The sequence below is a fragment of the Pseudomonas sp. DC3200b2 genome (assembly GCF_049895785.1).
Classification (GTDB): Bacteria; Pseudomonadota; Gammaproteobacteria; order Pseudomonadales; family Pseudomonadaceae; genus Aquipseudomonas; species Aquipseudomonas massiliensis.
Window position 1 is genome coordinate 612,328 of sequence record NZ_JAFCTA010000001.1, and the last position, 18,892, is coordinate 631,219.

20 protein-coding genes are annotated in these 18,892 nt (G+C 64.2%); 12 read left to right on the forward strand and 8 right to left on the reverse strand.

The window, feature by feature from the left end:
- Positions 1-9 precede the first annotated feature (9 nt).
- From ACP691_RS02925 to ACP691_RS02940, 4 genes are all read left to right on the forward strand, one after another.
- Positions 10-315 carry a hypothetical protein gene (locus ACP691_RS02925; RefSeq protein ID WP_426149984.1) on the forward strand — a complete coding sequence of 102 codons (306 nt, stop codon included), beginning with the start codon at positions 10-12 and terminating at the stop codon, positions 313-315.
- Positions 312-1,181 (forward strand): DUF72 domain-containing protein, encoded by an 870-nt coding sequence (locus ACP691_RS02930; protein ID WP_426150209.1) that lies wholly within the window; start codon positions 312-314, stop codon positions 1,179-1,181. Before ACP691_RS02925 ends, ACP691_RS02930 begins: the two co-directional genes overlap by 4 nt.
- Positions 1,182-1,196: 15 nt before the next feature.
- Positions 1,197-1,880, forward strand: a complete 684-nt coding sequence (locus ACP691_RS02935; protein ID WP_426149985.1) for an extensin family protein — start codon at positions 1,197-1,199, stop codon at positions 1,878-1,880.
- A gap of 98 nt (positions 1,881-1,978) precedes the next feature.
- Positions 1,979-2,359 carry a hypothetical protein gene (locus tag ACP691_RS02940; protein WP_426149986.1) on the forward strand — a complete coding sequence of 127 codons (381 nt, stop codon included), beginning with the start codon at positions 1,979-1,981 and terminating at the stop codon, positions 2,357-2,359.
- A gap of 394 nt (positions 2,360-2,753) precedes the next feature.
- On the opposite strand, the gene ACP691_RS02945 is transcribed toward ACP691_RS02940, so the two are convergent.
- A complete protein-coding gene (locus tag ACP691_RS02945; protein ID WP_426149987.1) occupies positions 2,754-3,857 on the reverse strand; it encodes an enoyl-CoA hydratase/isomerase family protein in 1,104 nt (367 codons plus the stop codon).
- Positions 3,858-3,966: 109 nt separating this feature from the next.
- Here ACP691_RS02945 and ung point away from each other — a divergent pair, with 109 nt between their 5' ends.
- On the forward strand, positions 3,967-4,662 hold the full coding sequence (gene ung, locus ACP691_RS02950) for a uracil-DNA glycosylase (protein ID WP_426149988.1): 696 nt from the start codon (positions 3,967-3,969) through the stop codon (positions 4,660-4,662).
- Here ung and ACP691_RS02955 read toward each other — a convergent pair.
- The 4 genes from ACP691_RS02955 to ACP691_RS02970 are packed head-to-tail and all read right to left on the reverse strand — an operon-like array spanning position 4,657 to position 8,684.
- Positions 4,657-5,691, reverse strand: a complete 1,035-nt coding sequence (locus ACP691_RS02955; protein ID WP_426149989.1) for an AbrB family transcriptional regulator — start codon at positions 5,689-5,691, stop codon at positions 4,657-4,659. The genes ung and ACP691_RS02955 overlap by 6 nt on opposite strands.
- Positions 5,684-7,195 carry a tripartite tricarboxylate transporter permease gene (locus ACP691_RS02960; protein ID WP_426149990.1) on the reverse strand — a complete coding sequence of 504 codons (1,512 nt, stop codon included), beginning with the start codon at positions 7,193-7,195 and terminating at the stop codon, positions 5,684-5,686. Before ACP691_RS02960 ends, ACP691_RS02955 begins: the two co-directional genes overlap by 8 nt.
- Position 7,196: 1 nt before the next feature.
- Entirely contained in the window at positions 7,197-7,658 is a 462-nt protein-coding gene (locus ACP691_RS02965) for a tripartite tricarboxylate transporter TctB family protein (protein WP_426150210.1), read from the reverse strand.
- 45 nt (positions 7,659-7,703) lie between these two features.
- Positions 7,704-8,684 (reverse strand): Bug family tripartite tricarboxylate transporter substrate binding protein, encoded by a 981-nt coding sequence (locus tag ACP691_RS02970; protein ID WP_426149991.1) that lies wholly within the window; start codon positions 8,682-8,684, stop codon positions 7,704-7,706.
- Between the two features lie 190 nt (positions 8,685-8,874).
- Here ACP691_RS02970 and ACP691_RS02975 point away from each other — a divergent pair, with 190 nt between their 5' ends.
- Together ACP691_RS02975 and ACP691_RS02980 are read left to right on the forward strand one after the other, a co-directional pair.
- On the forward strand, positions 8,875-9,546 hold the full coding sequence (locus ACP691_RS02975) for a response regulator (protein ID WP_040262006.1): 672 nt from the start codon (positions 8,875-8,877) through the stop codon (positions 9,544-9,546).
- Positions 9,539-10,939, forward strand: coding sequence for a sensor histidine kinase (locus ACP691_RS02980; protein ID WP_426149992.1), 1,401 nt, complete (start codon positions 9,539-9,541; stop codon positions 10,937-10,939). The genes ACP691_RS02975 and ACP691_RS02980 overlap by 8 nt, the downstream gene beginning before the upstream one ends.
- A 6-nt stretch (positions 10,940-10,945) precedes the next feature.
- Here the strand turns inward: ACP691_RS02980 and ACP691_RS02985 are convergent, their stop codons facing one another.
- Both ACP691_RS02985 and ACP691_RS02990 read right to left on the reverse strand, forming a co-directional pair.
- The gene (locus tag ACP691_RS02985) at positions 10,946-11,758 is read right to left on the reverse strand and encodes an HDOD domain-containing protein (protein WP_426149993.1); all 813 of its coding nucleotides are present in this window, start codon (positions 11,756-11,758) and stop codon (positions 10,946-10,948) included.
- Positions 11,759-11,818: 60 nt separating this feature from the next.
- A complete protein-coding gene (locus ACP691_RS02990) occupies positions 11,819-12,760 on the reverse strand; it encodes a YgfZ/GcvT domain-containing protein (RefSeq protein WP_426149994.1) in 942 nt (313 codons plus the stop codon).
- 143 nt (positions 12,761-12,903) lie between these two features.
- On the opposite strand from ACP691_RS02990, the gene ACP691_RS02995 reads away from it, so the two are divergent.
- Positions 12,904-13,158 carry a succinate dehydrogenase assembly factor 2 gene (locus tag ACP691_RS02995; protein ID WP_040262011.1) on the forward strand — a complete coding sequence of 85 codons (255 nt, stop codon included), beginning with the start codon at positions 12,904-12,906 and terminating at the stop codon, positions 13,156-13,158.
- 264 nt (positions 13,159-13,422) lie between these two features.
- Entirely contained in the window at positions 13,423-13,602 is a 180-nt protein-coding gene (locus ACP691_RS03000; RefSeq protein ID WP_426149995.1) for a hypothetical protein, read from the forward strand.
- Between the two features lie 63 nt (positions 13,603-13,665).
- On the opposite strand, the gene nadB is transcribed toward ACP691_RS03000, so the two are convergent.
- Positions 13,666-15,279 carry an L-aspartate oxidase gene (nadB, locus tag ACP691_RS03005; RefSeq protein WP_426149996.1) on the reverse strand — a complete coding sequence of 538 codons (1,614 nt, stop codon included), beginning with the start codon at positions 15,277-15,279 and terminating at the stop codon, positions 13,666-13,668.
- Between the two features lie 522 nt (positions 15,280-15,801).
- Here nadB and rpoE point away from each other — a divergent pair.
- From rpoE to ACP691_RS03020, 3 genes are all read left to right on the forward strand, one after another.
- Entirely contained in the window at positions 15,802-16,383 is a 582-nt protein-coding gene (gene rpoE / locus ACP691_RS03010) for an RNA polymerase sigma factor RpoE (protein ID WP_003252049.1), read from the forward strand.
- Between the two features lie 31 nt (positions 16,384-16,414).
- Positions 16,415-16,957, forward strand: a complete 543-nt coding sequence (locus ACP691_RS03015) for a sigma-E factor negative regulatory protein (RefSeq protein ID WP_426149997.1) — start codon at positions 16,415-16,417, stop codon at positions 16,955-16,957.
- A 496-nt stretch (positions 16,958-17,453) separates the two neighbouring features.
- Positions 17,454-18,884, forward strand: coding sequence for a DegQ family serine endoprotease (locus ACP691_RS03020; protein ID WP_426150211.1), 1,431 nt, complete (start codon positions 17,454-17,456; stop codon positions 18,882-18,884).
- Positions 18,885-18,892: the final 8 nt, after the last annotated feature.

Below are 18,892 nucleotides of genomic sequence, written 5' to 3' on the forward strand. Positions count from 1 at the left end.
AGTATCGGTATGCGCATAGACGGTGTCGGCTCGCGGTCTTATCCGGTGTCGCGCAAGCCCCGCAAAGGGCCTGCCCGGCCTGAAGACGCGATCGACGAGCAAGAAGGCGAATTCGAGGTCATCGAGACACGGCAGCGGCCATCGGCCAGCGCTAGCCGTGGCGCGCCGGTGGCTACGCTGCCCGCGCGCGTGAAGCAGGAAGAAACCCTACGTGGCGTGAACAGCCGAGTGGCTACCGCGCTGGCCAGCTACCTCACCACCGCCAGCTTCGTCGATTGGGATGGCGAAGTGCTCGGCCTGGATGTTCACATCTGAGTGCCCTGGCGCTGCCGTACCATCTGGGCTGCCCCTCCTGGAGCGACGCCGCCTGGCGCGGTCGCTTCTACCCGGCCGATACCCAGGCGGGTGACAGCCTGGGGCTCTATGCCCAGGTATTCAATGCAGTAGAAGGAAATACTACCTTCTACGCCTGGCCCGCGCCTGGTACTGTAGAACGCTGGGCTCGAATCATGCCGGAGCACTTCCGCTTCACTGCCAAGTTTCCCCGTGAGGTCAGCCACAGCGCGGACTTGCCAGGGCAATTGGAAACCGCCTGGAATTTCATTCGGTTGCTTCGCCCGCTGGGTGAGCGAGTCTCCCCCTTGTGGCTACAACTGCCAGCAAGCTTTGGTCCCAATCGCCTGGGTGAACTGGTGGCCTTCATCGAAGGGCTCGGCTGCCCCTTGGCGGTCGAAGTGCGTAACCTGGCCTTCTTCGACAAGGGGCCGGAGGAGCGTGCACTCAACCGGCTACTGCGCGATACAGGGGTGGAGCGCGTTTGCCTGGACTCCAGGGCATTGTTCAGCGTTGCTTCCAATGATCCGGGGATTCTTCACGCACAAGGGCAGAAGCCCAAGGTGCCGGTACGCCCCGCCGCCTTCAGTCAGAGCCCTCAGGTGCGGTTTATCGGACTGCCAGTGGTGAAGGACAACGAGCCTTTCCTGGTGCCCTGGGTGGATAAGGTGGCCGAATGGATTGAAGAGGGTCGCCGTCCGTACATATTCCTTCATACCGCTGATAACCGCGACGCGCCGGCCTTGGCCCGGTACTTCCACGAGCAGTTGGCCGTTCGCCTGCCTGGTTTGCCGGCGCTACCGACCCTCGCCAGCAGTGAAGCCTCCACCCAGCTGGGATTGTTATGACGGAGGCCCGAGTCAATGAAAGGGGCGGCATGGCTGGTTGTCATTTGCGCGGCACTGGCGCTGGGCTGGCGCCTGTGGCCGCCCAGCCCTAGCTGGAATCCCTGGGCGCCGCTGGATATAACGGCCCCACCGAACCTATTGACCCCTTACAAGCTTTGGCGCTTGCGCGGCGACCCCGGCCTATGCGCCCAGGCGTTGGCCAGTTCAACGCTCAAGGTCATCGCCCAGGCTGATACAACGAGTGACAGCCGTTGCCCGCTTCATGGTGTCGTCCGGGTCTCCGGTGGCCCGGTGCGCCTGAGCAGCAGCTTCCTTGCCACCTGCCCGGTAGCGGTCGCCTTTGCCCTGTTCGAGCGCAACATACTACAACCGGCCGCCCAGGCTGCGTTCCAGACCCAGGTCGTGCAGGTCGACCATTTGGGGAGTTTCGCCTGCCGGAACATCTATAACCGCGCCCAGGGACGGCTCAGCCAGCATGCCACTGCCAACGCCCTGGATATCGCCGGTTTTCGACTGGCTGATGGCCGCCGCGTCAGTGTCTTGAAGGGATGGGCGGGCTCGCCAGGAGAGGCCGCCTTCCTGCGTCAAGTCCGCGACGGGGCCTGTACTAGCTTCAATACGGTGCTGAGCCCCGACTACAACGCGGCCCACCGCAACCATTTGCATCTGGACATGGGCCCCTGGCGAGCCTGTCGCTGAGCCAGGAATTATTTCTGGGTATTTCCAAGTCCGCACCGGCACCGATTTCCTCTGTCTGATCTTGTGCAGATTCCCCACCGCGGTCCCGGAGGCCGCCCATGTATCGCAAACTCTTGTTGATCGCTTCCCTGGGAACGCTGCTTGGAGCCTGCGCGCCTTATGCCACCAGTGGCTATGTACAGACGGACGTCTATACCGTACAGAGCCCGACCTATGAGTACCGCCCTTATGCATACCCCTATGGCTACACCAACGGCTATTACGTAAGGCCGGCCCCTCGGTATTACGTGCCTGCGCCTCATTACTATCGGCTGCCGCCGCCACCTCCGCCGCCGGCCTGGCGTCCAGGGCCGCCACCTCGTCCAGGCATGGGCTGGCATGGCGGCCCGCCGCCCCATTGGCGTGGGGACCGCGGGCCGGATTGGCGGGATCATGGGCGAGGAGGGCCGGAGCGGGGGTATTGGCAGCGGGATCGCTGAAAGCCGACGGCGTATTGAAATTTATGGGTGGGCATTGATTGAACGACATATCCCTTTTACGCGTTCGCTTGTCTTAAGGTTTCGCCTTTACGGCGACCCCCCGGATGGCCGGCCCCGTTTGTTTCGGCAAAGGGGGGAAACCATTCGCGCTGTTCGTTCGGCCCCCGCCAAGGCGGGGGTTCCCTCCTTCCGGCATGGCTCGGGCGCAGGAAGCGTCGACAGGGCATCCCTGCCCTGGCGCCGCTCACCCGCCTTCCCTGGCGGGCGCCCAGCTTCGCCATGCCTACACTCGGCCGAGCCGAGGCGCAGTCCGCGTCGCCTGCACCATTGATGTACAGCTTCGCTTCCACCTTGATTGGGCTGACGGGCTTCCAATGATAAGCCAGTACTTCTTTTACAGGTCAGCCAATGGATGCTCCCCATCCCAGGCCTGACTGAAGTGCGCCCTGACCACCGCTTCGGGGATCGCCGCCACGTCGGGCCAGTGCCAGTGGGGCGTGTTGTCCTTGTCCACCAGGCGGGCACGTACCCCTTCGCTGAACTCGGGGTGCCGACAGCAGTTCAGGCTCAGGCCGTACTCCATCCGCAGTACCTGGGCCAGGGACAGGCGCCGGGCCTTGCGCAGTTGATGCCAGGCCAGATGCGCGGTGAGCGGGCAGCCGGTGGCCAGGTTGCGCGCAGCCTGGGCCAGGTCCGGATCGGGGTGGTCCTGCCAGCGGGCGATGGCTCTCCACGCCTGTACTGGCCCCGGCACATCCAGCAAAGCGTCGATCGCCGGCCGTCGCGCCAGCCACCGTGGTTCAGGACGGTCGGGTTCGGCCTCGTGCTCCAGGGCGCGCAGCAGGCTGATCAATTGCAGCTCTGAATCCTCTTGCCAGTTCAACTGAACCAGCCCGTCGATCAGTGCATCCTGTTGGTCGTCTCGCAGCAATCGATCCGCCAGGCCCAGGGCCACGGCGTCGCTGCCGTTCAGCTGGGCGCCCGTCAGGGCCAGGAACAGCCCGAGCTTTCCGGGCAGACGGTTGTAGAACCAACCAGCCCCTACATCAGGGTAAAGTCCAATGCTCACTTCCGGCATGGCAAGGCGACTGCCTGGGGTAACGATGCGGATCGAGGCACCCTGCAACAGGCCCATGCCGCCGCCGAGCACGTAGCCATGTCCCCAGGCGATTACCGGCCGGCCATAGGTGTGCAGGCGATAGTCCAGCCGGTATTCCGCGGCGAAGAAGCGCGCCGCCAGGGCGGGGACCTCGCCGGGCCGGGCGCGGCACGCTTCCACCAGGCTGCGCACGTCGCCCCCCGCGCAGAAAGCCTTGGGCCCGTTGCCGCGCAGCAGCACGCAGGCGATGCGCGGGTCCTGCTCCCAGGCATCGAGCCGATCGAGCAAGGCTTCGATCATCGGCAGAGAAAGAGCATTGAGGGATTTGGGCGCATCCAGGGTGGCGATGCCGATGCGCGCGCCATTGGCCCCCAGGAGTTCTTCGAAACTCAGATTCATCGAAACCTCTGTTCAGCGCTTATTGGAATTATGGACCGCCAAGCGGCGGTTCGATTGACAACAGAGAGGGTCTTTCCTAGTGTCCATGGATTGTTCCATGGACTGTCACATGACCACCACTGCACCTGAAGACGATCGCATCAAGCTCGAGCCCAGCTGGAAACAGGCCCTCAAGACTGAATTCGACCAGCCATACATGCACCAGTTGCGTGACTTCCTGCGCCATGAGCTGGCCGCGGGCAAGGAAATCTATCCGCCCGGCCCCCTGATTTTCAATGCCCTCAACCTGACACCCCTGGACAAGGTCAAGGTGGTGATCCTCGGCCAGGACCCCTACCATGGGCCAGGGCAAGCCCATGGCTTGTGCTTCTCGGTCCAGCCTGGCGTGCCGGCGCCGCCATCCTTGGTGAATGTGTTCAAGGAACTCAAGCGCGACCTCAACCTGCCGGTCCCCAACCATGGTTGCCTGCAGCATTGGGCTGAACAGGGCGTGTTGCTGCTCAACACCACCTTGACCGTGGAGCGGGGCCAGGCGGCGTCCCATGCCAAGAAAGGCTGGGAACCCTTCACCGACAGGATCATCCAGACGGTCAGCGATCGTTGCGAACATGTGGTGTTTCTGCTCTGGGGCGCTCATGCCCAGAGCAAGCGGAAACTCATCGACGGCACTCGCCATCTGGTGTTGACCTCAGCGCACCCCTCGCCATTGTCGGCGCACCGGGGTTTCCTGGGGAACGGCCATTTCAGCCGGGCCAATCAATTCCTGCAGGACCACCACCTGGCTCCTATCGACTGGAGCCTATGAGGCGACCTGGCGATTCCAACGGCGGAACAGCGGTTCGGCCAGGAAGAGCACGAACACCAGGCGCATGACCTGCATCGCGGTGACCAGTGGCACCGACAGCTGAAGGGCTTCGGCGGTCAGGCTCATCTCCGCGATGCCGCCGGGCATCATGCCCAGGGTAAGGGAGCGCAGGTCCAGGTGGGTGGCTGTGCTCAGCAGCAGGGCGGCCAGGCCGGCGATCAGCATGGTCAACAGGGTACCGACCAGGGTACGGCCCAGGAATGACGGAGCGCGGCGGAAAAAGGCGCGGTTGAAGTGACAGCCCAGTCCGCTGCCAATCAGCCACTGCCCCGCCTGGCTGGCGCCCGGGGGCAAGCTTCCTTGAAGCTGAAAGCCGATGCTCAAGCCCGCTGCCAGGACCAAGGGGCCGAACAGCCAGGGGTTGGGTTGGCCGAGGGCTTGCCAGGCCAGCGCTGCGCCCAGCCCTAGTAGCCCGATCAGCGCCAGCCAGCTCCAGCCCAAGGCGGCCGCATGGGAAAGCACCGCGCCTTCACCGAGCAGGTACTTGAACAGGGCGGGCACCAGCAGCACCACCAGCAATACCCGCAAGCTCTGGCCAGCAGCGACGCGGCCAAGGTTGGCCCCGTTGCGCGCGCCCAGGTTGACCATCTCACCGGAACCGCCCGGCATGCTGGAGAAGAAAGCGGTAGGGCGATCCTCGCCCGTGCGTAGCAGCAGCCAGACGCTGACCAGGCTGGAGACGCTGGTCACGAAGGCGCCCGCCAGGATCAGCAGCCCGTGGTCAGCGACCTGATCAAGCACCTCGGGGGTGAAGTGCAAGCCGATGCCGATGCCGATGATCCACTGGCCGCAACGTCGCCCATTGGGAATTTCCTGCAACTGCCAGGGCGTGGCGCAACGCACCAGGATCACCGCCAACAGGGCGCCGGTCATCCAGGGCAGCGGCCAGCCGGCCATGCTGGCCAAGGTCCCGCCTGTCAGGCCGACCGTGGCGGTGACCCACCACGGCGGCGTTCGCGCGTCAGGCATGGGCCGCCTGCCGCGCCCGTTGGCGGTTGCGCCACAACCGCAACAGCGGCAAGACCAGCATGACCGCGGTCAGCACCCAGGCGCCCAGGGTGATAGGGCTGGACACCAGGATCTGCAGGTCGCCATTGGAGATGGACAGTGCCCGGCGCAGGTTCTGTTCCATCAGCCCGCCCAGGATGAAGCCCAGCAGCAGCGGTGAAAGTGGGAAGTCCAGCTTGCGCAGGATGTAGCCGAAGATGCCGATACCCACCATCAGGAACAGGTCGAAGGTGGTGGCGTGCACGGCGTACACGCCGATACCGGTGATGATGGCGATGATTGGCACCAGGGCCCAGTTGGGCACCGCCAGGATGCGCGTGAATACCCGGATCATCGGAATGTTGAGGATTACCAGCATCACGTTGGCGATGAACAACGAGGCGATCAGGCCCCAGACGAGATCCGGCTGCTGCTCGAACAGCATGGGCCCAGGGGTGATGTTGTAAAGGCTCAGCGCGCCGATCATCACTGCGGTAGTGCCTGAACCCGGTACGCCGAGGGTCAGCATCGGCACCAGCGCGCCGCAGGCGGCGGCGCCGATAGCGGTTTCCGGGGCGGCCAGGCCGCGCAAGTCGCCCTGGCCGAAACGGCTGGCGGGCCCGGCCATGCGCTTCTCCGTCATGTAGGCCACCGCGCTGGCCAGGGTGGCGCCGGCGCCGGGCAGCACGCCCATGATGAAGCCCAGCAAGCCGCAACGCAGGTTGACCCAGCCAACGCTGAGAGCCTCCTTGGCATTGAACAGCATTCGGCCGGTGGCCTTGGCGGCCGCGTGGCCATGCTGGGTTTTTTCCAGCAGCAACAGGATCTCGGAGACCGAGAACAACCCCAGCACCAGCACTACGAACTGAACCCCATCGGCCAGGTGCACGCTGTCGCCGGTGAAGCGATAGACCCCGCTGTTGGCGTCGATGCCGACGGTGGACAGGAACAGGCCGATCAGCGCGGCCATGAAGGTTTTCACCGGCCGGTTGCCGGCCATGCCGCCCAGGCAAACGATGGCGAAGACCATGAGGGCGAAATACTCCGCCGGGCCGAAGGCCACTGCCCAGCGCGCCAGGATCGGCGCGAACAGCACCATGCCGCAGGTGGCGATGAAGGCGCCGATGAACGAGCTCCAGGCCGACAGCGACAGGGCCACGCCGGCCAGGCCCTGACGGGCGAGGGGATAACCGTCCAGGGTGGTCATCACGGTAGAGGCTTCGCCGGGAATGTTCAGCAGGATGGAGCTGATGCGCCCGCCATACTCGCAGCCCAGATACACCGCGGCGCAAAGGATCAGCGCCGATTCCGGCGGCAGGCCCAGGGCGAAGGCCACGGGAATCAGCAAGGCCACGCCGTTGATGGGCCCCAGGCCCGGCAGCAGGCCGACCACTGTGCCAATGAGCGTGCCGATCAACGCGGTGATCAGGTTGTAGGGAGACATGGCCACGCCAAAGCCCTGGCCCAGGTAACCGAGGGTATCCATATCAATTCTCCAGATGGCTGAGCGGGCCCAGCGGTAGAGGAACGTCCATCAGCCGATCGAACAGCACGTACAGCGCGAGGGTGGTGAGCGGTATCACCAGCAGGGCGGGCATCCAGCGCCCGCCATAGAGGCGCGCCATGGGCACGCCGATCAGCACGCTGGCGAGGATGAAACCCAGGGGCTCGAACAGGCCCGCGAACAACAGTAGCAAGCCGACGCAGGCGGCTATCTTGAGCAGGCCCTGGCGATCGAGTCGAGGCTCATCCTCGCTGTGGACAATGGCGGCTGGCCGGATCAGCATGTAGAGCGCGGCAATTCCCAGCAGGGCCAGCAGCAGGAGGGGGTAGGCTCGAGGGCCGACAGGTTCGTATGAGAACGCCGCCTGGTAAGGCCAGGCCATGGCCGCCAGCGCGGCGCATGCCAGCAGCAGCACCGCGGTGAAGGCCCGTTGCAATGTATTCATCATTGTCTTCTCCGGCGTGCCCACCCCTGGGGTGGGCGCAAGCGGTCACTGGATCAGCCCGAATTCCTTGGCCAGTACCTTGTAGTCGGCCACCTGTTTCTTCACATAGGCGTCCAGTTCCGCGCCGGTAAGGGCGAAGGGAAAGAGCTCGCGGTCATCACGCAGCTTGGCGAATTGCTCGCTGGCCAGCAGTTTGTCGAAAGTGGTCTTCCACCAGGCGTAGTCCTCGTCGCTGACTTTGGGGCCCAGGTAGAAACCGCGCACCACCGGCCACACGATGTCGTAGCCCTGCTCCTTGGCGGTGGGGATGTCCTTCATGTCGGGTTCTTCCAGGCGCTTGTCCGAGAATACCGCCAGCAGACGCATCTTGCCGGCGATCACGTTGGGCATGGAGTCGGAGATATCTGTGCTGCCCACCTGGATGTGGTGACCGAGCAGCGCCGTGGTGATTTCACCGCCGCCCTCCAACGCTACGTAACGCAATTCCCGCGGGTTGATACCCGCCGCCTTGGCAATCAGAGCGGTCTGCATCCAGTCCTGGCTGCCCACGGTGCCGCCTGAGCCGATCACCACCTGGCTCGGGTCTTTCTTGAGCGCCTGTACCAGATCATCGAGGGTCTTGAAAGGGGAGTCGCTGGCTACGGCGATGGCACCGTAGCTGGTGCCCACGGCCGCCAGCCAGCGCACGGCATTTTCATCGAAGCGCCCGAACTTGCCCTGGGCCAGGTTCAGCAGCGAGCCGCTCGACCAGGCGACCACGGTGCCGCCATCGGCAGGCCGCTGCGCCACCACCGCGTTATAGGCGACCGCGCCGACGCCCCCAGGCATGTAGGTGACACGCATGGGTTTGCTCAACAGCTTCTGCTCGAGCAGGCCGCTTTGAATGAGTTTGCAAGTGAGGTCGAAGCCGCCGCCAGGGGCTGCCGGGGCGATGCATTCCGGGCGTTTGGGTTCTTCGGCGAGGACGGGTGCGGCCAGCGTCACACAGGTGACGGCCAGCGCGAGTGAGCGCAGTATCGGGTTCATGGTGACTCCATTGTTGTTGTTTTTGTAAGGCGGGAAAGGCCCCACCTCCCTAGAGCCTAGGAAACGAACCTTTCAGCAAGCTTTCATGGGCTGCCAGGGCAATGAAAATCTGCCGTTGCGGCAGTGGCGTATCGCCAATAAGCGATGAATAGGGGACACTTCGCAGCCGCTGGTAGCCGAGGGGAGAGCGATGCGCATTCTGCTGGTAGAAGACCATGAGCAATTGTCCGAGAGCGTGGCCCAGGCCTTGAAGGCAGCCGGGCTGACCGTGGACGTCTTGCACGACGGCGTGGCGGCGGACCTGGCCCTGGCCAGCGAAGACTATGCCATGGCGATCCTCGATGTAGGCCTGCCTCGCCTGGACGGCTTCGAGGTACTGGCCCGCCTGCGTGATCGCGGTCGCAACCTGCCGGTGCTGATGCTCACCGCGCGCAGCGACGTACGCGACCGCGTCCATGGGCTGAACCTGGGCGCCGATGACTACCTGGCCAAGCCCTTCGAGCTGAGCGAACTGGAGGCACGGGTCAAGGCGCTACTACGGCGAACCCTGCTTGGCGGCGAGCGCCAGCAGCGCTGCGGGGCACTGGTGTACGACCTGGAAGCCAGGCGCTTCAGCATTGGCGAGGTGCCGCTAGTGCTGACGTCGCGGGAGCAGTCGGTGTTGCAGGCCTTGATCGCCCGCCCCGGACGGGTGATGAGCAAGGAACAGTTGGCGGCCCAGGTATTCGGCCTGGACGAGGATGCCAGCGCGGAAGCCATCGAGATCTACATTCATCGGCTGCGCAAGAAACTCGACGGCCAGGGGGTGGCCATCGTGACCTTCCGCGGCCTGGGCTACCTGCTCGAGGCCCGTGATGCCTAGGCCGGCGAGCCTGCGCTGGCGGCTGCTGGGCAACCTGGCCGGGCTCCTGGTGCTGCTGATGCTGGCCAGTGGTCTGAGTGCCTACTGGAATGGCCGGCAGGCCGCGGACGTGGCTTACGACCGCACCCTACTGGCCTCGGCCAGGACCATTTCCGCCGGGCTGTTCGAGCAGGATGGTCGCCTGAGCCTGGATGTGCCCTATGTGGCCCTGGATACCTTTGCCTATGACAGCGCCGGCCGGCTGTACTACCAGGTCAACGGTATCGACGGGCAGTTGATCTCCGGTTATGAGAACCTGCCCGCGCCGCCGCCTGGCACGCCCCGTACCGATGCCTACCCAGCCCTGGCCAAGTTCTACGATGGCACGTACCGGGGCCAGGACGTGCGAGTGGTGAGCCTGCTCAAGGCGGTCAGCGAGCCGAGCATGAACGGCATGGCCGAAATTCGCGTGGCCGAAACGGACGAAGCCCGGGTGAGCATGGCCCGGGACCTGATGACCGACACCCTTCTGCGCCTGGGCATGCTCGGCGGCGGGGCGTTGTTGCTGGTATGGATTACTGTCAGCGGCGCCCTGCGACCCCTGGAGCGGTTGCGCCGTGCGGTGGAGGAACGTCGCCCGGACGACCTGCGCCCACTGCCCAGCGAGGAGGTGCAACGCGAACTGTTGCCATTGGTGCAGTCCATCGATCACTTCACCGAGCGGCTGCGTTTGCAGTTCGAGCGCCAGGGCCAGTTCATCGCTGACGCGGCCCATGAGCTGCGCACGCCCCTGGCGGCGCTCAAGGCTCGAGTGGAGCTGGGCCTGCGCAGTGAAGATGCAAGCGACCTCAAGCGAACCCTGCACGAAGGCAGGGACGGCATCGACCGTCTGACGCACCTGGCCAACCAGTTGCTGTCCCTGGCCCGGGTAGAAAACGGCGCTCAGGCCATTGCCGAAGGCGGAGCCCAGCAGGTCGACCTCACCGAGCTGGCGCGGGACCTGGCCATGGCCATGGCGCCCCTGGCCCATGCCAAGGGCATTGGCCTGGCATTCGAAGCTGAACGCCCGGTGTTGCTCGATGGCGAGCCCACATTACTCAGCGAGCTGTTGAGCAACCTGCTGGACAACGCCCTGGCCCATAGCCCGGCGGGAGGCACGGTGGTACTGCGGGTAATGCCAGGCGCCGTCCTGGAAGTGGAGGACGAAGGCCCCGGCATCCCGGCTACCGAGCGCGAACGCGTGTTCGAGCGTTTCTATCGGGGGCGTCAGCAAGGTACGGGCCTGGGATTGGCTATCGTGGGCGAAATCTGCCGTGCCCATCGGGCTGATATTTCCTTGCATGACGGTGTCCAGGGCGGCTTGTGCGTACGGGTCGACTTCGCCCGGGCGGCCCAGGCCAAAGCGCTGGCCTGAGCCTGTTCAGGCCAGCATGATCCTGGCTTCTTCCATTTCGCTGCCTGATAGTGGCGGGTCGAGTCGATCCATTCCCAGGCGCGCGTAAGCGGGCAGGTGGCTCATGGAGCGGCGTCGCTGGATGGGCGTGTTGAGCAGCGAGGCGATCTGCACCACATCCGCGTAGTCAGCGGCCACCTGCTCTCGCTGCAGGTCCAGGTGAAGCAGGGGTACCTGGGCCAGGGCCTTGGGGAAATCCCAGGAGGCCAGGATGCGCGCGCCTATCACTGGGTGAATGTTGTCGATCACATGGTTCAGGCACACCGGGTCGCTGAGCAGGTCATTGTGCTCTTCGGCGTAGGTCAGGATGGGCAACACCCCGATCAGGTGCACCATGCCGGCCAGGGCCCCCTGGTCCGGCTTCAGATGGGGCTGGCGGCGGCACAGCTCGTAGCCGATCCCCGCCACCTGGATGCTGGTGTTCCAGATTTCCCGCAGCTTGGCTTCGACTATGGGCAGACGCGCGTTGAAGATCTGCTCGATGACCAGGCCGATCGCCAGGTTGCAGGTATAGTTGACGCCCAGACGGGTGATGGCCGCCTGCAAGCTCGTGACTTCCACCTGGCTGCGCAGCAGGGGGCTGTTGACCACCTTGATCAGCCGGGCGCTGAGCGCCGGGTCACGGCCGACCACGCGACTCAGTTGACTGACGCTCACCTCGCTGTCTTCAGCCGCCTGCCGGATCTCGAAGGCGACCTCCGGCAGGGTAGGCAACATCAGGTCGTCCCGGTCGATGGCGACCAGTAAATGCTGTTGAACCGTCTCGGCCAACGTGCTCATGGGGCCTCTCGAGCGTTCAGAGGAACGCGATACGGGCCGGGCAGCGCCCGGGCCGTGGGGCTACCGCTGGATTTCGCGGTCACGGTCCAGTTCATAGGGCAGGTCCAGCAAGCCCAGGCGTGGGCCTTCCAGGCTGCCGAGGCGAATGTCGCCCTGTTCCGCGGCGTTATCCTGCAACACCGCAAGAAGCTCGACCCCGTCGCCTGCCGGGGCGCCCAGCACCACCTCGCCCACGGCGCTGGCGTGCACGGAGGAAAACAGCTCGGTGCCCGGGGCCGGAACACCGGTGCCACCCAGGGCCAGGCGGTATTGCCGGCGCTTGAGCTTGCCCAGGTATTGCATGCGCGCGACTATCTCCTGGCCGGTATAGCAGCCTTTCTTGAAGCTGACCCCGCCCACGGCCTGCAGGTTGATCATCTGTGGGATGAACAGCTCCCGGGTAGGGCCGAAGACCTGGCCGATACCGGCACGGACCTGGCCCAGCAGCCACTCGTCCAGGTCCGCCCGCGCCAGGGTTTCACCCAGGCGGGCCTGGAAAGCCTCGGCCTGTTCCGTGGGCAGCCAGGCTTCGATACGTGCCGGCGATACCCGCACCAGCAAGGCCTCACCCTCGGCAAGTACCTCGTTGGGTTCGCCGGGAAGGCCCATTCCCATGGCTTTCAAGGCGTCTTCGGCGTGACTCAGGCCGAAGCGTACCCACCGCGGGCTTTCGTCGGTCAACGTGGCCTTGGAGAATACGGCGTATTTTTTCAGGTCCGCCAGTTGCGGCTCGAGCAATTCGGCCGCCAGGGCGAGCAGGTAGCCGTCCGCCTGGCCGACGATACGAAAGCTCGACTGCATGCGCCCCTTTGGCGTGCACCGGGCGCCCAGGCTGCTGGCGGTGGGGCTCAGGTAATTGATGTTGCAGGTGAGCTGGCCCTGCAGAAACTTACCGGCATCCGAGCCGCGGACGGCGAGGATGCCCTCGTGGTTGAGCACGCAGAAAAAGGCAGATTCGGACATGAGGCACTTTGGCGAACGTGAAGATGCCCATGATAGTGCCCGGCGCGGAAAATAAACAGGCAGGTCATAAGCGCATACACCCTGCCAGGGTGCCTCTGGCCGGCGCGCTCTGTATACTGGCGCCCCCTATCGAGGAGCCCGTCATGGTCGCGGATATCGAACTCAACCGCCTGTACTGGCACAGCCGCCGTGGCATGCTGGAACTGGACGTACTGCTGGTCCCCTTCGTCCAGGAGGTCTACGGCACCCTGAACGATACCGATCGTGCCCTGTATGTGCGCCTGCTGGCCTGCGAAGACCAGGACCTGTTCGGCTGGTTCATGGAGCGCAATGAGTCCGAAGACCCTGAGCTGCAGCGCATGGTGCGGATGATCCTGGATCGTGTCCAGCCGAAATGACCGTTTCGAGTGCCATTGGGCTGCGTCGCGGGCGCTTTGCTGGAGCTATGGCGGCGCGCAGCTGTTGGCCATTGGCTCGATATTGACCCTGCAAGTGCCGCCCCTGGCCGGCTTCGCCCTGCTCACAGGGTGCGTGGCCCATGGCATCTGGGTACTGCCACGGCATTTACTCCTGAGCGCGCCCGGCGCGGTGACAGGGCTGCGCCGCACCCCGGCCGGTTGGGCCTTGTACTGTCGGGAAAGGGGCTGGCGCCCGGCGCGGCTATGTTCGACAGCCTGGCGTTGCCTGCGCTGGTCATCGTGCGCTATCGGTTGGCGGGGCAGTGGTGGACCCGCTCCGCCTGCATACCCGCCGACGCGCTGGACCCTGATACCCACCGCCGTCTACGCCTGCACCTGCGCTGGAGCCGCAAGCGCTTCCTCTGGCCCGTCGCGCCCATCTAGGCGCAAGCTTCCACGCCGTCTTCGGCCTCGAGGCTGGCGTGGGTTCGCCAGTTTCGCCGGCTTCTAGGGTCTTGCCCTGGGGTCGAGGATCGTGTCCCGTGCTTGCGCCAGCATCCCCGGATAATCCAGGGTGTAGTGCAGGCCTCGGGATTCCTTGCGTTCCAGGGCCGAGCGGATCATCAGGTCCGCCACGCAGGCCAGGTTACGCAGCTCGATCAGGTCCCTGCTGACCTTGTAGTTGCTATAGAACTCATCGATCTCGCTGAGCAGCAGGCGCACCCGGTGCTGGGCGCGCTGCAGGCGTTTGCTGGTGCGGACAATGCCCACATAGTCCCACATGAAGCGTCGCAGCTCGTCCCAGTTGTGGGCGATGATCACGTCCTCGTCCGAATCTGTCACCTGACTGGCATCCCAGGTAGGCAAGGCCTGGGGCATGCTCACCTGGGCCAGCTCGCTCTCGATGTGGCGGGCCGCCGAGCGACCGTAGACGAAACACTCCAGCAATGAATTGCTGGCCATTCGGTTGGCCCCATGCAGGCCGGTGAAGGTGGTTTCGCCAATGGCATAAAGCCCCGGCACATCGGTACGGCCATGATTGTCGATCATCACCCCGCCACAGGTGTAATGGGCGGCGGGCACCACCGGGATGGCCTCGCGGGTGATATCGATGCCGAAGGCCAGGCAGCGCTCATATACCGTGGGGAAGTGCGCGCGCACGAACTCCGCCGGCTTGTGGCTGATGTCCAGGTAGACACAGTCTGCGCCCAGGCGCTTCATCTCGTGGTCGATGGCGCGGGCGACGATGTCCCGTGGGGCCAGTTCGGCGCGGGGATGGAAGCGCGGCATGAAGCGCTCGCCATCGGGCAGCTTGAGCACGGCGCCTTCGCCACGCAGCGCTTCGGTCACCAGGAAGCTCTTGGCCTGCGGGTGGTACAGGCAGGTCGGGTGAAACTGATTGAATTCCAGATTGGCCACCCGGCAGCCCGCGCGCCAGGCCATGGCGATGCCATCGCCACAGGCGCCGTCGGGGTTGCTGGTATACAGGTATACCTTTGCCGCGCCGCCAGTGGCCATGACCGTGAAGCGCGCCGCGAAGGTGTCGACCTCGCCGGTCTTGCGGTTCAACACATAGGCCCCCAGGCAACGCTGGCCGTCTCGACCTAGCCGACCTTCGGTGATCAGGTCCACGGCCACGCGCTGTTCCAGCAGCTGGATGTTCGGCCGCTGACGCGCCTGGGCGAGGAGGGTGTTGAAAATCGCTGCCCCGGTGGCATCCGCGGCGTGGATGATGCGCCTGTGGCTATGGCCACCTTCGCGGGTCAGATGGAACTCGAAGTGGCCTTCCTCGGGCGCCGGGTTGTCGTCCCGGGTAAAGGGCACCCCCTGGTCGATGAGCCACTGGATGGCCTCGCGACTGTGTTCGACGGTGAAGCGCACCGCCGACTCATGGCACAGCCCGCCGCCGGCCTCGAGCGTATCCTGGACGTGGGAGTCCACGGTGTCGGCGTTATCCAGCACGGCAGCGACGCCACCCTGCGCCCAGTAGGTAGAGCCATTGGAGAGCTCACCCTTGCTCAGCACCGCGACCTGCAGATGAGAAGGAAGATTCAAGGCCAGGCTCAAGCCTGCGGCACCGCTGCCGATTACCAGAACGTCGTGATGCGAATGCTGACTCATGTAGCAGGTGTCTCCCGCGGCGCTGATGCCGCTTTTCATAGGCAGAGTGCAAGAACGCGGCGCGGCGCTGGTCATTGGTCGCGTCCACGGGCACAATCCCGCATAGCCAGATGGCAAAATGAAACTATTGAACGCAGCGGGCGGCCGACAGTTATACCAGCGGCGTATCGACAGGGCCACGGTCTTGTGTGTGGCGGTTGCGCAAACGTCCGATGCCTGTCTGGTTTGTAGGAAATTGGCTATAGGGTGTTGGGAACTTTCCTAAATGATGGACAATCCATAGGGAGTTGCCAAATACACAGGGCGCGACGGGAAGGGCCTACAACAAAGGCTACCGCCAGCGGCCGGACATCCGGAGTGTTCACACAGCAGGGCTTGCCTGATGTGTTTTTTTCCTGCACCCGATCTTCAGGGCAGGAAACTTGCGTGGAGGGGAGAACTTTTGCACAAAGCCCGAGTCTATGGTTGCAAGCCTGAACGATGGCTCTTGCAGCGCTCCTTGGAGCTTAACGAGGAGTGTTCATGCTAACCCAGGAAGAAGATCAGCAATTGGTCGAGCGCGTGCAGCGTGGCGACCGGAGAGCGTTCGATCTGCTGGTGCTCAAGTACCAGCACAAGATTCTCGGGCTGATCGTGCGATTCGTGCACGACACCCACGAAGCACAAGACGTTGCCCAGGAAGCGTTCATCAAGGCGTACCGGGCGTTGGGAAATTTCCGCGGCGACAGCGCCTTCTATACCTGGCTGTACCGCATCGCCATCAACACGGCGAAGAATTATCTGGTGTCCCGAGGACGACGGCCACCGGATAGCGATGTCAGCTCCGAAGACGCAGAGTTCTATGACGGCGATCACGGCCTGAAGGACCTTGAATCACCGGAACGCTCGCTGTTAAGGGATGAGATCGAGGGCACCGTCCACCGGACCATCCAGCAATTGCCTGAAGATCTGCGCACGGCATTGACCCTGCGTGAGTTCGATGGTCTGAGTTACGAAGACATTGCCAGCGTCATGCAATGTCCGGTGGGCACCGTCAGGTCGCGGATTTTCCGGGCCCGGGAAGCCATAGATAAAGCCCTGCAGCCTTTGCTGCAGGAAACCTAAGACAGCGGCGACAGCCAAGAGAGGAACCGCAATGAGTCGTGAAGCCCTGCAGGAATCGCTGTCCGCGGTGATGGATAACGAAGCGGACGAACTTGAATTACGTCGTGTACTGGGCGCTGTGGAGAACAGCGAGGCACGCGCTACCTGGGCTCGTTACCAGGTTGCCCGCGCCGCCATGCACAAGGAACTGCTCAATCCACGCCTGGACCTGGCCGCCGCGGTTTCCGCCGCGCTGGTCGACGAAGCGGTTCCAGCACCCGTGGCTGCGCGTCCATGGCGCAGCCTGGGTCGGCTGGCGGTAGCGGCCTCGGTGACCCTGGCGGTGCTTGCCGGGGTGCGTCTGTACAACCAGAACGACCTAGGCGGCGCCCAGGTCGCTCAACAGGCGGCTCAGCCTGTGCTGGTGGCGCCTCAGGCCAACGGCCCGGCCGTATTGGCGGGCTACACGGAAACCAGCGAGCCGGTCAAGGCGCCAGCCGCCCGTGAAGCGGGCTGGCAGGACGAAAAGGCATCGGGTTCAGTGCGTCAGCACACCGAGCAATCTTCGCATGCCGCTGGCTCCGAAACTCGTTAAGTAACACTTGAACGCCCGGTTCGACCCTCGCAGGTGCTTGCGACGGTCGGCCGGGCGTTCGTGCGTCTGGATGTCCTACCGTCTTGGTAGGCAATAGCCTTGGCGGCGCGCTTTTGCAGCGGGCAAACCCCGGCTTCGCTGTGCGGCTCCGTGCAAACGCTGGGTGAAAACCTATTTGTGCTTCCGTGGTCCATAAGGGCCGGGGCGTGTCGGTGAGTGACGCTTGTGGGCGTCGCTCTCGCCGTGTGTACAGCCCTTTGATGCATATTCGGCACAGTCGAGTCGTGTTAACGCCGGCTTCATGTATCAAGTTGCAACATGAAAGATCTGCCATTGTTGTTGCAAATAGATCTGCTTTTTCTTATAGGTCTTTGCCACCAGGGGAGGGTTCGCCCAGCCTTGTGCCTAGCGACCTTCAGGGCATCCAGGCCCGGGTTCTCGGCAGAGGCGCCCCCTTCGCTTAACCATGCTCGCAATACACGGGAGCCGTATGTCGATACCTCGCTTGAAATCCTGCCTATCGCTGTTCGCGGCGGTACTGATGCTGGGGCAGGTGCTTAGCGCCCAGGCCGAAGCACTGCCTGACTTCACTACCCTGGTCGAACAAGCCTCGCCAGCCGTGGTGAATATCAGCACCACCCAGAAACTGCCAGACCGCGGCGTGGCGGACAGCCAGATGCCTGACCTGCAGGGCCTGCCGCCCATGTTCCGGGAGTTCTTCGAGCGCAACATGCCCCGCAGCGCCCCACGCTCCCCCCGTGGCGACCGCCAGCGTGAAGCCCAGTCGCTTGGCTCGGGGTTCATCATTTCCCCGGATGGCTACGTCCTGACCAACAACCACGTGATCGCCGATGCTGATGAAATCGTGGTGCGCCTGTCCGACCGCAGTGAATTGAAAGCCAAGCTGGTAGGCACGGATCCGCGCACCGACGTGGCATTGCTCAAGATCGACGGCAAGAACCTTCCTACGGTGAAGCTCGGCGATTCCGACAAGCTCAAGGTGGGCGAGTGGGTACTGGCCATCGGCTCGCCGTTCGGTTTCGACCATTCGGTGACCAAGGGGATCGTCAGTGCCAAGGGCCGCTCACTGCCCAACGATTCCTACGTGCCTTTCATTCAGACGGACGTCGCCATCAACCCGGGCAACTCCGGCGGGCCGCTGTTCAACATGAATGGCGAAGTGGTGGGCATCAACTCGCAGATCTTCACCCGCTCCGGTGGCTTCATGGGCCTTTCCTTCGCCATTCCGATCGACGTGGCCCTGGACGTATCCAACCAGCTGAAGAAGGACGGCAAGGTCAGCCGTGGCTGGCTGGGTGTGGTCATCCAGGAAGTGAACAAGGACCTCGCCGAATCCTTCGGCCTGGACAAGCCCGCCGGCGCGCTGGTCGCGCAGGTGATGCAGGATGGCCCGGCGGCCAAGGGCGGCCTGCAGGTGGGCGACGTGATCCTGAGCATGAACGGCCAGCCCATCGTCATGTCCGCGGATCTCCCGCACCTGGTCGGCGGCCTCAAGGCGGGTGCCAAGGCGACCTTCGAGATCATTCGCGACGGCAAGCGCCAGAACATCGAGCTGACCGTGGGGGCTATCCCGGACGACGATGACCTGGAAGCCAGCGCCGGTGCCGACGGCCAGCCCCAGCGCAGCAGCAACCGGCTGGGTGTCGCCGTGGCGGACCTGACCGACGAGCAGAAGAAAGCCGCCGACCTGCGGGGCGGCGTGCTGATCAAGGACGTGCAGGATGGTCCTGCCGCCATGATCGGTCTTCAGCCGGGAGACGTGATCACCCACTTGAACAACCAGGCGATCACCTCGGCCAAGCAGTTCACCGAAGTGGCCAAGGGCCTGCCGAAGAATCGTTCGGTTTCCATGCGCGTGCTGCGCCAGGGACGTGCCAGCTTCATTACGTTCAAGCTGGCTGAATAAGCGGCGAC

Bases quoted from the DNA above. Each gene is read 5' to 3' on its own strand.
- ACP691_RS03015 (WP_426149997.1), top strand. From the start codon at position 16,415: ATGAGTCGTGAAGCCCTGCAGGAATCGCTGTCCGCGGTGATGGATAAC.
- ACP691_RS02975 (WP_040262006.1), top strand. From the start codon at position 8,875: ATGCGCATTCTGCTGGTAGAAGACCATGAGCAATTGTCCGAGAGCGTG.
- ACP691_RS02960 (WP_426149990.1), bottom strand. From the start codon at position 7,195: ATGGATACCCTCGGTTACCTGGGCCAGGGCTTTGGCGTGGCCATGTCT.
- ung (WP_426149988.1), top strand. From the start codon at position 3,967: ATGACCACCACTGCACCTGAAGACGATCGCATCAAGCTCGAGCCCAGC.
- ACP691_RS02970 (WP_426149991.1), bottom strand. From the start codon at position 8,684: ATGAACCCGATACTGCGCTCACTCGCGCTGGCCGTCACCTGTGTGACG.
- ACP691_RS02995 (WP_040262011.1), top strand. From the start codon at position 12,904: ATGGTCGCGGATATCGAACTCAACCGCCTGTACTGGCACAGCCGCCGT.
- ACP691_RS02965 (WP_426150210.1), bottom strand. From the start codon at position 7,658: ATGAATACATTGCAACGGGCCTTCACCGCGGTGCTGCTGCTGGCATGC.
- ACP691_RS02985 (WP_426149993.1), bottom strand. From the start codon at position 11,758: ATGAGCACGTTGGCCGAGACGGTTCAACAGCATTTACTGGTCGCCATC.
- ACP691_RS02955 (WP_426149989.1), bottom strand. From the start codon at position 5,691: ATGCCTGACGCGCGAACGCCGCCGTGGTGGGTCACCGCCACGGTCGGC.
- nadB (WP_426149996.1), bottom strand. From the start codon at position 15,279: ATGAGTCAGCATTCGCATCACGACGTTCTGGTAATCGGCAGCGGTGCC.
- rpoE (WP_003252049.1), top strand. From the start codon at position 15,802: ATGCTAACCCAGGAAGAAGATCAGCAATTGGTCGAGCGCGTGCAGCGT.
- ACP691_RS02925 (WP_426149984.1), top strand. From the start codon at position 10: ATGCGCATAGACGGTGTCGGCTCGCGGTCTTATCCGGTGTCGCGCAAG.
- ACP691_RS02980 (WP_426149992.1), top strand. From the start codon at position 9,539: ATGCCTAGGCCGGCGAGCCTGCGCTGGCGGCTGCTGGGCAACCTGGCC.
- ACP691_RS02940 (WP_426149986.1), top strand. From the start codon at position 1,979: ATGTATCGCAAACTCTTGTTGATCGCTTCCCTGGGAACGCTGCTTGGA.
- ACP691_RS02990 (WP_426149994.1), bottom strand. From the start codon at position 12,760: ATGTCCGAATCTGCCTTTTTCTGCGTGCTCAACCACGAGGGCATCCTC.
- ACP691_RS02935 (WP_426149985.1), top strand. From the start codon at position 1,197: ATGAAAGGGGCGGCATGGCTGGTTGTCATTTGCGCGGCACTGGCGCTG.
- ACP691_RS03000 (WP_426149995.1), top strand. From the start codon at position 13,423: ATGTTCGACAGCCTGGCGTTGCCTGCGCTGGTCATCGTGCGCTATCGG.
- ACP691_RS02945 (WP_426149987.1), bottom strand. From the start codon at position 3,857: ATGAATCTGAGTTTCGAAGAACTCCTGGGGGCCAATGGCGCGCGCATC.